This is a genomic window from Prosthecobacter sp. (assembly GCF_029946185.1).
Taxonomy (GTDB): Bacteria; Verrucomicrobiota; Verrucomicrobiia; order Verrucomicrobiales; family Verrucomicrobiaceae; genus Prosthecobacter.
This window is the reverse complement of sequence record NZ_JAQSEA010000283.1, coordinates 1-12,486: the sequence shown is the minus strand read 5'-3', so window position 1 is coordinate 12,486 and position 12,486 is coordinate 1. Positions and strand designations below refer to the sequence as shown.

General features: G+C 57.9%; 9 protein-coding genes. 2 read left to right on the top strand and 7 right to left on the bottom strand.

Annotated elements, in window-relative coordinates; translation table 11 throughout:
- From PSV43_RS23295 to PSV43_RS23275, 5 genes are all read right to left on the bottom strand, one after another.
- Nucleotides 1-763, bottom strand: a 763-nt coding sequence (locus PSV43_RS23295; RefSeq protein ID WP_300203421.1) for an FG-GAP and VCBS repeat-containing protein, incomplete at its 3' end; no start/stop codon positions are given.
- Nucleotides 764-955: 192 nt separating this feature from the next.
- A complete protein-coding gene (locus tag PSV43_RS23290; RefSeq protein ID WP_300203419.1) occupies nucleotides 956-1,699 on the bottom strand; it encodes a methyltransferase domain-containing protein in 744 nt (247 codons plus the stop codon).
- A 116-nt stretch (nucleotides 1,700-1,815) separates the two neighbouring features.
- On the bottom strand, nucleotides 1,816-2,985 hold the full coding sequence (locus tag PSV43_RS23285) for a hypothetical protein (RefSeq protein ID WP_300203417.1): 1,170 nt from the start codon (nucleotides 2,983-2,985) through the stop codon (nucleotides 1,816-1,818).
- Nucleotides 2,986-3,066: 81 nt separating this feature from the next.
- The gene (locus tag PSV43_RS23280) at nucleotides 3,067-3,819 is read right to left on the bottom strand and encodes a TSUP family transporter (RefSeq protein ID WP_300203415.1); all 753 of its coding nucleotides are present in this window, start codon (nucleotides 3,817-3,819) and stop codon (nucleotides 3,067-3,069) included.
- Entirely contained in the window at nucleotides 3,816-4,826 is a 1,011-nt protein-coding gene (locus tag PSV43_RS23275; protein ID WP_300203413.1) for a sugar phosphate isomerase/epimerase family protein, read from the bottom strand. The genes PSV43_RS23280 and PSV43_RS23275 overlap by 4 nt, the downstream gene beginning before the upstream one ends.
- Nucleotides 4,827-4,944: 118 nt before the next feature.
- Between PSV43_RS23275 and PSV43_RS23270 the strand changes: the two genes are divergently transcribed.
- Together PSV43_RS23270 and PSV43_RS23265 are read left to right on the top strand one after the other, a co-directional pair.
- Nucleotides 4,945-7,269: a M1 family metallopeptidase gene (locus tag PSV43_RS23270; protein WP_300203411.1), complete on the top strand. Its 2,325-nt coding sequence runs from the start codon at nucleotides 4,945-4,947 to the stop codon at nucleotides 7,267-7,269.
- Between the two features lie 114 nt (nucleotides 7,270-7,383).
- Entirely contained in the window at nucleotides 7,384-9,192 is a 1,809-nt protein-coding gene (locus PSV43_RS23265) for a glycoside hydrolase family 15 protein (RefSeq protein WP_300203409.1), read from the top strand.
- Nucleotides 9,193-9,201: 9 nt separating this feature from the next.
- Here the strand turns inward: PSV43_RS23265 and treY are convergent, their stop codons facing one another.
- Both treY and PSV43_RS23255 read right to left on the bottom strand, forming a co-directional pair.
- Nucleotides 9,202-12,039 (bottom strand): malto-oligosyltrehalose synthase, encoded by a 2,838-nt coding sequence (gene treY / locus PSV43_RS23260; RefSeq protein WP_300203407.1) that lies wholly within the window; start codon nucleotides 12,037-12,039, stop codon nucleotides 9,202-9,204.
- On the bottom strand, nucleotides 12,036-12,486 hold a 451-nt coding region (locus PSV43_RS23255), incomplete at its 5' end, for a DUF3459 domain-containing protein (protein WP_300203405.1). The genes PSV43_RS23255 and treY, both read right to left, overlap by 4 nt.

Sequence of the window (12,486 nt, the reverse complement as noted above, 5' to 3'; positions counted from 1 at the left end):
GCACTTCCCCAGCTCCCAGCAACTCGGTTGAGTCTTTCGGGTGCTTGGTGATCCACTGCTCCTTCCAGCCATTGTCGGTTTGATCCAGCCGCACCACGCCCTCACGACCACACACCAGCAGGCTCTCAGCCTCCGTGCCCGGCGCGGGAATGATGTCGAGATTGTGCGTCTTGTGCATCGTCCCCTGCACCAGCGTGGTGTTCCACTCCTTGTGCGGATCTTCCGGCATGTGGTAGGCCAGCACGCGCACACCGTCACCTTCACCGTTCTTGTCATTGCCACGGCCATGCAGCGGCACCACCACGAGGTCATAGCGCCCCGCTCGGCTGCGCACCCACTTCATGCGGTGTGTCGTCGGTTCATGCGCCAGTTTCACCGGCTCCCACTTCTGCGTCCGATCCGTCGGCGGGATCAAATAAAACACCGCGCCGCTTCCCACCGTGTCCCCCGGATTCCACCCCGCGCCCACGGCGATCTCACACTTGCCATCGCCATTGATGTCACGCGCTGCAATGCACACATGATCCTTCTCCGTCAAATTTTCAGCGATCACGTGCTTCTTCCACGTTGGGTTCTCATACCACACGATCACCTTGCTGTCTGCCAGCAGGATGTCCGTGCGCCCGTCTCCGTTCACATCCGCCACTGCCAGTCCATAGCCAATCCCAACCGCATCGTCAATCTGCTGCTCTTTGAAGTTCGGCGTCTGCGCCTGCACAGCGGCAGCAGCGAGGAAGGTTGCTAATAGAAGGGCAATTTTCATGATTTCCCCACGCTAGACGAAACCCGCCACCTCACGCAAGTCCGAACGGCTGGGCAGCAAACACTACCATCCTGTTTATCCCCTCCCAATCCTGTAATCCTGTCAAAAAATCCACCGCCAACACCACAAAATACCAACACCCCCACGACATTATTTTGCCGCCAATCTTTGCCAAAATTTTTCCGCCCGCCATCACACCTCTTCGACTTTCCGCCGCCAGCGCATCCCCAGCGCCACGCTCCACTGATACTTCCGCGCATGCTCGCGGATCAGAAACGGCATGTCGCAGGTCATGGACAGATCAAAGTGCGGCTCCAGCAAAGAGGTCAGCCACTCGCGCGTCGACCCCTGCGGCCAGTTGCCACGCGGTGTGAAGTCCTCCAGCCAGGTGCATGGCGTCGTCAGCAGCAATTGCCCACCGGGCCTCACGAGGCCCGGCAGACGCTCGATCAGTTTCAGCGGATCGGTCAGCCGGCAGAGTAAATTCGCCGCATGTACGATGTCGTAGTCTCCAAGATCACTGCGCAGGTTCATCGCGTCCCCTTGTTCAAATCGCACACGGTCGCGCCGCAGATTATCCGGCACATGTGCCACCAGCGGCGTTGTTGCGCTGCCTTCATCCACGCGCTCGTAGCTCATGCTGCCGTCACGCGCCAGCGCCGCCGCCGCATCCACAAAACTTTGTGAGTAATCAATGCCCAGCACCTTGACGCCAAAATTGGCCAGCTCAAAACTCGACCGCCCCACTGCGCAGCCAAGATCCAGCGCCACCGCCTCACAGGGCGTGCGCGGCAGATCGATCAGTTCCAGCACCGTGCGCACCGGAAAACCCAGCGCATCACGCGGCCCTTTTTCCCACGGCAGCACCTCCGCAGGCTGACCGTAATGGAAAAGCAGGTATTCGTCGAGCAGGCGACGGGTCTCGTAGATGTTCATGAATGTTTGATGGAGGTCAGGCTTCCAGCCTGATAACGGCCAGAGGCTTCCAGCCTTTGATTAATCAGGGCGTGACAACCCAATCCGTTCACAGAATGGATGTCTACTCCTTGGAATTACTCTGCCGCCAGTGCTTCCAACAAATACTTCGACGGCTGGAAATGCTCATTCAAGACGGTAACCTCACCATCACGGAACATGCGCGTCTGCTTGATGTCAAAGTTAGGCGTCTTGTGCGGCGCGAACAGGATGTCGTCGTGTGTCGCGTTCTGATGACGCTTGAATTTCTGCGGCGTGATATGCCCGCCAAGATGATCGTCACGCCCCGTGGCCAGATGGCAGGTGCCGAGCACCTTCTCATCCTGAATGTCAGCCCCGGAAACAGGCAGCACCTGCGTCCCGAAACCAAGTTCACCCAGCACACCCGTCATGGGATCATCAGTAAGCTTGGCATTGTGCTCATCAATCGTGCTCTGATTGCCCGCAATGAGTTCAGCCTTGATGATGCATCCACCCGTGACGGTGAGCTTGCCCAGCGTGCCGTCCTCATACTTCAGCGGGAAGGTGCCTTCCGCCCCCGTGGGCACGAAGTAAACTTCACCGGCAGGCAGGTTCGCAATGTCAGGCGCATCCCCTTGGCAGAGCCCGTGGCTCTTCTGCGCTTCCTGGCGGTTCAGCTCAAGGCGCACGGTCATGTCGGGCCCATTCTCCACCGTGAAATCAATCTCCACCGCATCAGCACGAGTCATCGCACGACGTAGCTTTTCTGCATCGATACTCACAACTTCGTAATCCACCGCGAGGCCAGAATTCAGGATGACGTCATTCACCCCGTGCAGCGTCGCACCACGGAAACCATACTGCTTCGCAAACGCCGTCAGCGGCGCAGTGGCGGAGAAAGTCGAGATGCACAGGATGATATCGTAATTCGGATAAATATCCTTTTCGAGGCTCAGCTCTTTGCCTTCCATATCGACACAAAGATCAGGCATGTCGAGATTGCTGCCTGTCGTCTGCGTGTAGGCAAACATTTCGCCGCCCTTCAGAGCGAGTTCTTCAGCCACGCCATTTTTCAGCCCTAGATGAAAGTGCTCATACGCCTTCTGCTGAACGGCCCGCACTGGATTTTTCAAGAACGCGTAACCCTTCGCTTCCGCCAGATCCGGCAGGTCGATGAGGATGCAGACCTTGCGGCCGAACGTAGGCTTGAACACGGTGCCGAGCAGGCGTGCGAGATCGAATTTAGGAAACTGACGACCTAGGGCAGTGGTTTGGACGGTTGACATGGGAGCAGCGATCATAGGCATGGGAGAGTGTCAGGCAAATACGCCCTGCATTTTCAGTCGGATTCAATGAATTGCGCGAGATTATACGAATTGATCCCACAACAATTTCGCTACCATCGCGAGTACCACGGTGATGAAGATGATGCGGATGAAGGGTGCCCCATGGCGAATCGCCATGCCTGCGCCGAGCCGTCCGCCAATAAGCTGGCCGGCGATCATCACGCCGGCGACTTCGTAATTCACCCGTGCACTGAGGACGAAGATGATCAGCGAAGCCATGTTGCTGGTGAGGTTCGCCACTTTCGTAAAGGCAGTGGCTCGCGTCAGTTCCAGCCCCAGCAATGCAATGCAGGCCATCGTCCAGAAGGTGCCTGTGCCAGGACCAAAGAAGCCGTCGTAGAACCCGAGCACACTGCCCGCCAGACACGCAAACGCCCCCAGACCCAGCCGCGCCTTCGCCGCAGTTTTTCCCAGACCCGGACTCAGCAGCACATACACTGCGATGCCCAGCAGCATCCACGGCACGATCATTTTCAGCACCGCGTTACTGATCAGCAACAGCACCAACGCGCCTGCCATGGCGGAGACAAAGGTGATAACCACCGTGAGCCGCACCTCCTCCCACGACACCAGCCCCGCCTTTGCATACTTCCGCACCGCCATCAGCGTGCCCCAAGTGGACTGCATCTTATTCGTCCCCAGCGCCATCTGCGGCGGCAATCCCGCCCACAGCAGCGCAGGCACAGAGATCAGCCCGCCACCACCCGCAATGGCGTCAATAAATCCGGCACTGAGCCCCGCGAAAAACAGCAGCGCGATCGTTTCCCAGCTCATGATTTACGCCCCAGAATGCGATCCATCGAATCCGACGTCTGATAAATCAGCGCCTCGGGATAATGCGCATACGGATGGAAGTATTCGAAAGTCAGAAAGCCTTCGTAACCAGTATCAGCCAGCGCATCCGTCACCGCAGGCCAGTTCGTCGTGCCATCAAGCAGCGGACGGAAAGTTTCGAGACTGAAGTCGGTTCCTTTTTTGGTGAACTCCTTAAGATGCACGTTCTTCGTGCGCTGCCCCAGCACCTTGGCCCAATGCTCGGGGAACTGAAACATGCTGATGTTTCCCGTGTCAAAATGCACCCGCACATGCTCGCTGCCAAAACTGTCCACAAAGGCGTTCATCTCCATGGGAGTCATGAGGTAACCGTTGAAAAAGATGTTTTCAATGTTGAGGCAGACCTTCAGCTTTTCCGCCTGCTTCGCCAGCTGCCCCACCGCCTCGCGTGCACGTTGATCACAAACATCGTTAGCCACCGGCTCATGATCCGTACGCCATGGGATGTTCACCGCACCCGGCACCACCAGCACATTCTCAACACCCAGATCATGCGCACATTGCGCAATCTTCCCCGCGAGCTCCATGCCCTGGGTCCGCTTCGCGGGGTCATTGCTCGTCAGCGGATATGGCCAGAACAAAAAGGAACACAACCCGCTGATCTGGATGCCGATCTCGTCCGCCATCTTCCGAATTTTCGCATAATCCGCAGCGCCATGTTTCGGCGAGAGATCATTGTCCAGATCGTAGTTCAACTCGATGCCGTCGAACCCCGCATCTTTCGCCAGCTGCATGCACTCCCGCAGCGTCATGCGCTCCGGGTACGGAAACGCCCACAGATTGATGGACTTCAGCATCTTGTACTTCTTCACCGCTCCACGCCGCGCATCGGGTGCGGCCGCAGCTGCCGCATGAGCAGGTTCAAACGCCAGCGCACTGAGCCCCACGGAGGCGATGGTGGCTTTGAGAGCATCACGACGAGAAAAAGAGTCGGCAGGCGGGTTCATGGCCTGATGCAATCAGAAGCACGAAACGAAGGCAAGAGGAAGAAACACCGCTCCACGCCAGATTCAGGCGATAAGGATGCACTTGCCTTTGCCTCCTGTATTTGGACAATCGCCGAACATGAAACTCCTCATCCCTGCGTTTTTCGCCGCCCTGTCCCTCGCCGCCGCTGAGTCCGGCGCACCGGTCGGCAAGTTTCAGCAGCTCGATCCCACCATCCCCACACCCTCGGCGCAGCGCAATGCCTCCGGCGCACCCGGCACGGCCTACTGGCAGAACCGCGCCGACTACGACATCAGCGTCGAGCTTGACGACGTGAAGCGCACCATCACTGGGGAGGCGACGGTGACCTATCACAATCTCTCCCCCGATCCCTTGACCTACCTCTGGGTCCAGCTCGATCAAAATTTCCTCTCCCACACGGCGGACTCGCGCGCCGTGCCCAACACCAAGCGCGGCATTGATCCCGGCAAGATCACCTACTCGGCCCTCGATCGCCTGCTGGCCTACGAAGACTACGACGGCGAGATGAAGATCACCAAGCTCACCGACGCCAAGGGCAACGCCCTGCCGCATGCCGTGGTGAAAACCATGCTGCGCCTCGACATGAACGAACCCCTCGCCGCCGGAGCCGACTTCGTCTTCAAGATCTCCTGGAGCTACCCCATCAACGACTGCGAACGCATCAATGCGCGCACGGGCTATGAGTTCTTCAAAGAGGACGGCAACACGATCTACACCATCGCGCAGTGGTTCCCCCGCATGGCCGCGTACACGGACTACGCCGGCTGGATCAACAAGCAGTTCCTCGGCACCGGCGAGTTCACGCTCGAGTTCGGCAACTACACCGTGCGCCTCACCGTGCCGGACGATCACCTCGTCGCCGCTACCGGCACTCTACAAAACCCGGACGCCGTTCTGACAAAAACTCAGCGCGACCGCCTCAAGCAGGCTGAAAGCGCGACAAAAAAACCTCTTTTCATCGTCACTCCTGACGAGGCCAAAGCAGCAGAAAAGAGCAAACCCAAGGGCAAGAAAACTTGGGCCTTCCAAGCCGACAACGTCCGCGATTTCGCCTTCGCTTCGTCACGCAAATTTGTCTGGGATGCGATGGCCGTCGAAGGCGCGAATGTGAACGGCAAGCCGGTGATGGCCATGTCCCTCTATCCCAAGGAAGGCATGCCGCTGTGGGACAAGTATTCCACGCACGCCATCGCTCACACCATCCAGGTCTATTCACGCTACACCTTCGAGTACCCCTACCCAGTCGCATGGTCGGTCAATGGTCCCATCGGCGGCATGGAGTACCCGATGATCTGCTTCAACGGCCCACGCCCGGAAAAGGACGGCACTTATCCCGAAAAGACCAAGTATGCCCTCATCGGCGTGGTGATCCATGAAGTCGGTCACAATTACTTCCCAATGATCGTCAACAGCGACGAACGCCAGTGGACGTGGATGGACGAGGGCCTGAACTCCTTCGTCGAGTTCATCGCGGAAGAAGAATGGGAGAACGACTGGAAGCACCGCCGCAACGAACGCGGTATGGTGGACTACATGCGCCTGAAGGACCGCGTGCCGGTGATGACCAACTCGGAATCCATCGCCGATCTCGGTCCCAATGCCTACGGCCAGCCCACCGTGGCACTGAACATTCTGCGCGAACACATTCTCGGCCGCGAAGCCTTCGACCATGCGTTCAAGACCTATGCAAAACGCTGGATGTTCAAGCGCCCCACACCCGCCGACTTTTTCCGTACCATGGAAGAGGCCAGTGGCGTTGACCTCGACTGGTTCTGGCGCGGCTGGTTCTACAGCACTGATCACGTGGACATCTCCGTTGATGAAGTGAAGTGGCTGCAGCTCGACTCCCGCGATCCCGCCATCGAGAAACCCAAAAAGAAAAAGGAAGAGGACGAACTGCCCAAAACCCTCACCCGCGAGCGCAACTACTCGCTTTCCAAGCGCATCGACCGCTACCCCGAACTCAAAGACTTCTACGACAGCTATGATAAAGCCACCGTGCTGCCGAGCGAAAAGAAGAAGTTCGAATCCCTCATCAAAGAACTCAAAGAGGAAAAGATCGATCCCGCGCTTCTGCAAACGAAGCACAACTTCTACCTCATCGAATTCAGCAACGTCGGCGGCCTCATCACCCCCGTGATTTTGAAAGTCGAATACACCGACAACAGCACCGAAGAAATCAAACTCCCCGTCGAAATCTGGCGCTTCAACACCGAGAAATCCGCCAAACTCCTCTTCACCAAAAAGGAGCTGAAATCCGTCACCTTCGACCCACGCCAGGAACTCGTGGACACCGACATCGAAAACAACTACTGGCCACGCCGTCCGGTAAAGAGCAAATTCCAGCTCTTCAAAGATGACAAGCCCGTGAATCCGATGCGCGAACTGACCAAGCCGGAGAAGGACGAAAAGAAAGAATAATCCGGGTTCGAATGGCATCACGACAGCGCTGTGATGGAAAAGCCAGCCATCACTCGCAACTGCCATTGCGTATCCAACGGGCGGCATTCAAATGGACACACCTGAACAGCGAACATGAGTTACCAACCTATCGAAAATTACGGAATCGTCGGTGACCTCCACACCGTAGCACTCGTCGGAAAGGATGGTTCCATCGACTTCATGTGCTTTCCGCACTTTGACTCACCATCCGTCTTCGCCGCGCTGCTGGATGATCAAAAAGGTGGTAGGTTCAAGCTTTCGCCAAGCTTCAACAACGCCAAGCGCCGACAGCTCTACCTCCCCAATACCAACATTCTGCTCACACGCTTTCTGTCCAGCGAAGGGGTCGCGGAGGTGTCTGACTTCATGCCGGTGGCAGAGAAACGGCACGGTCACCAGTTGATACGCCGCGCCAAGACCGTCAGGGGCAAGGTACACTTTCACATGCTCTGCGCCCCGGCGTTTGACTATGGCCGCGCATCCCACAGCATCGAAGAGCGCGATGGCACCATGGTTTTCACCAGCAAAGGCGCTGACAAAACCGTCGTACGCCTGCGTTCTGATGTACCCCTACGGATCGAAAACGGCGCAGTCGTCGTCGATTTCACACTGAGTGAGGGAGAGACAGCCTCCTTCATTTTTGAAGACGTTGAAACCTGGCACGAAACGGCTTCGGCAGCGCCGGACTACATCGCGGAAGTCTTCAAGGAGACGATGAATTTCTGGCGGGGCTGGGTCAACCAGTCCACCTACCGGGGCCGGTGGCGCGAGATGGTGAACCGCTCCGCGCTGACGCTGAAGCTGCTCACATCGCACAAGCATGGATCAATCATTGCGGCTCCGACCTTCGGTCTGCCGGAGGAGATCGGCGGCGAGCGCAACTGGGACTACCGGTTCACCTGGATTCGCGACGCCTCTTTCACCCTGTACGGTCTTATGCGACTCGGGTACACCAGTGAAGCAACGGCGTTCATGGCCTGGATTGAGCAGCGCTGCCGCGAGATGAATCCTGACGGTTCGCTGCAACTGATGTACGCCATTGATGGCAGTCACGATCTGAACGAACGGATACTCATCCACACCGAGGGTTACAAGAATTCCTCACCCGTTCGAATAGGCAACGGCGCGCACGACCAGCTCCAGCTCGATATCTACGGCGAGCTGATGAACTCCGTCTACATCTACCACAAACATACAGGAGCCATCTCGCATGACTTCTGGACGTATCTCTCCCGCCTGGTGGAGTTCGTCTGCAACAACTGGCGACAGCCGGACGAAGGCATCTGGGAGGTGCGGGCCGGCAGGCAGGAGTTCACGTACTCGCGAGTCATGTGCTGGGTCGCCGTTGATCGTGCGATCCGCATCGCACAAGACCGCTCATTTCCGGCACCGCTCCAGCGCTGGCAAACCGTGCGTGATGAAATCTACAACGAGGTCTTTCAGCACCACTGGAATCCGAAGCTGCAGGCGTTTGTGCAGCACAAAGGCTCGGAAGCGGTGGACGCCTCCTGCCTTCTCATGCCACTGGTGAAGTTTATCAGCCCGACTGACCCGCGCTGGCTCTCCACTTTGAAAGCCATTGAGGAACTGCTGGTTGAAGATTCACTGGTCTATCGCTACAACACTCTCAACGGCGCGTCAGACGGGCTTTCCGGCGGTGAAGGCACGTTTTCGATGTGTTCATTCTGGTACGTTGAGTGCCTGTCCCGCGCCGGCGACCTTGAAAAAGCGCGCTTCATATTCGAAAAGACCCTGGGATATGCCAACCACCTAGGCCTCTACGCCGAGGAGCTCGGTCCGCGCGGCGAACATCTGGGGAATTTTCCCCAGGCGTTCAGCCACCTCGCGCTCATCAGCGCCGCATGCAATCTCGACTACAGAATTTCCGAAGCGCAAGCTTGAGCGGCCGGCTCAGACCAAAGCGAAGGCAGCCACCGGCAGCACGCGCAAGGCCTCGGCCATAGGACAAGAGGTCTCCTTGACGGTGAATTTCGCCCCAGTTAAAAGTTCGCCAACCTCCCTGCCGATGAATTCCTCCGGCCATTCGAAAGCCGTGTCACGCCAGACATCGCCCACCGGCGGGAAGCCTACGCGCGCTGACAGGCGAGGGACGATCACCAGCAGCGCACTGCTTTCAAAGCGGCGCACAAACACCACACAGGAATCACTGTATGCCCCGGTGGCATTCACGGGGGTGAAACTTCCCTGCATGAACACTGCAGGATGGCTGCGCCTGAAGTTTAAAAGCTGGTGCGTGACGTGCAGTTTGATCCGGCCATCCCGCCACTCGTACAGCAGCGCCGAGGGGTCCGTGCCCGCAAGGGAGGAGAGCGCCAGACGCCGCGCTTCGTAATCGACCAGACGGCGATTATCGGGATCGACCAGGCTGAAGTCCCACAGCTCAGTCCCCTGGTAAAAGTCAGGCATGCCGGGCACAGCCGTCTTGAGCATGGTTTGTGCGAGGGAGTTGACCATGCCGAGTTGCGCCACCCGCTCCGCCAGGAGTTTGAAGTTGTCGAGAAAGCGGTTGGCTCCAGCACGCAGCAGCTTCGCCACAAAATCGCGCACGGCATTTTCCCACTCCTCATTCGGCTGAACCCAGCTGCTGTTCACCTTGGCCTCTTTGATGGCCTTGATGATGTAATCCTGAATGCGGCCGAGGTAGATTGCCCGCTCGGACTTTTCCATGGACACCAGAGGCCAGCTGCCAAGCAGCGTCTGGTAGATGAGGTATTCCTCGTTCGCATCCGGAGCGAGTTCCCCCTCGATCTCGCGCTTGTGCCGGCGGTTGATCGTCTGCCAGCGGCGCAGCGCCTTGCGCCACTCGGAAGGCAGCTCAGAAAGCGTCGCGATACGCGCCCGCACATCCTCGCTGCGCTTGGTGTCATGCGTGGATGTGGCCAGCATGCTGTGCGGATGCTCACGCTGCCGTGTCACGCATTCACTGAAAAACTTTTCCCGGGAGACCGCGAAGTGATTCGGTTCGCCACCGACTTCATTGAGAGCCACCAGGCGGTTGTAAATATAGAAACTGGTGTCTTCGACGCCTTTCGCCATGATCGGCCCGGTGCACTGCTGAAACTTCATCACGAAGTGCATGTGCTCGGCACGTGTCTGCTCATCAATATTCTCCGGGAATTTCTTGATCAGGATTTCGCCCAGGAAATCAAACATGGAACGCTCGATGCCCGGATTGCGGCGTTCCGCGAGTCGCACCGCACGGCGCACGGCGTGAATGTCATCCGCGCCCGGATCTTGGTCGGGTGTGAGGTAGGTGCGGTACACTGGAAAGCAGGCGATGACTTCGCGCACCGCAGTGGTCAGCGCATTCAGGGTGAAGTCCCGATACCAGCGGTTGCGCTCTGACAGCCGGTCCAGCATGAAGGCCAGCACGTTGATTTCACTTGCGAGCGCGAGGCGCATGACGAGCTGTTTGCGGTGATAGGCGATCTCAGGGAAGCTCGTCGAGCTGGCAATAAATTTCGTATAAGTTTCCGTCACCGATTTTTCAGCGGCGGGATCGATCAACAAACGGATGGCCTGATTGGCAAACTCGTAGCCAGTAGTGCCATGCACCGGCCAGTCAGCCCGCAGGCGCTCATCACCCAGGAGGATCTTTTCCACCACGAGGTAGAGCGGCAGCTCGCCCCCCTTGCCTGATGAAAACTGTCCGGCACGGGACTGCAGCAGCGCGAGATATTCAGCAGGATTCCAAAGTCCGTCCACATGGTCAATGCGCACCCCGTCCAGCGAACCGTTGGCGATCAATTCAAGCAGCAGCCGGTGCGTCGCTTCAAAAACTTCCGGCAGCTCGACGCGGATGGCAGCGAGTTCGTTGATGTCGAAAAAGCGCCGGTAGTTGATCTCCTCCGCCGCCACACGCCAGAAGCTCAGTCTGTAGGCCTGCGCAGAGATCAGCTCATCAAACGCATCAAAGCTGCGTGCGTCTCCCGGACTGCCTTCGATCTCGCGCAGCGTCGCGCTGATGGCGTCGATCAGTTGCGGGCATTCATCACAGCGCCGCAGCAGGCGCCGTTTGATGATTTCCTTTTCGCGCAATCGCTCGGCGATTTTTTCAGGGTCTGTCTCGGTGCGCGGGGGCAGATGCTCCAGTGCGGTGATGACACTTTGAAACTCCGCCAGAAAGTCATCTCCTATGCCCATGGCGGCCAGCTTGATCAGCGCTGGCACGAGGATCATCGTGTATGTGCGCGGAGCGATGGGCAGCCGTGTGTCGAAGTAGCGCAGGAAAAAAGCCCCTGCCTCAAACTCGAGCTTAAACTCGCCACGCTCCAGTACACGTCCGTACTGATCTCCCAGAATGGGCAGCAGCACGCAGTTGTAGAGATCACTCTTGAGCGGACGCCAGTCGATGTCGAAATGCGGCGCAAATTCAGAACTGGGGCCGTTTTCCAGCACGTCCGTCCACCACGTGTTCACTGAGGATCCGATCCCCATGTGATTGGGCACAAAATCCACAATCTGGCCCATCCCATGAGCATGCAGTACGGAGACAAACTCATCGTAGTCCGCTCGTGAACCGACCTCGGGATTCAGTTCATTGTGATCGTTGATGTCATAGCCATGCAGGCTTCCCGTACCCGCACGGAAGAACGGCGAGGCATAGACGTGGCTGACGCCGAGATCACGCAGATAGGGCACAAGATCACGCGCCTGCTGGAAAGTGAAATGCTTGTTGAACTGCAGGCGATAGGTCGCGGAAGGGATGATTGAACGGGTGTGGGTCATGATGTCGAATGCAGGACGAGCAGCTCAGGCTGGGTGAATGCCACCCTGCCGGTCGTAGGATCAAAGCCTGCACCACCACTGCCGCCAAAACGTGTGTCATTGGTTGATAAGATGCACTGCCATCCTGTCGCCGGCAGCGTGACCGTCAGAGCGGTGGGGGCGAGATGCGCCAGCACGAGCCATTCACCCTGCTGTCCAAAATATCTCAGTGCGACAGCCCCGAGATCCTGCACCTGCCAGCCTGAACGCGCCACCGGTCGCAGTGCGGGCTCTCGCCCACGCAATCGCAGGCATTCACGATGCAACTCGATTAGTTCCAGATGCTGCGGCTGGTCCAGTTCAGACCAGTCCAGCTTTGAACGCATGAATGTTTCATTGCACTGCGGATCAGGAATCGTGCGGACTATTTCCGGGTCCCGAAATTCGGGAAATCGTGCAAACTCCCTG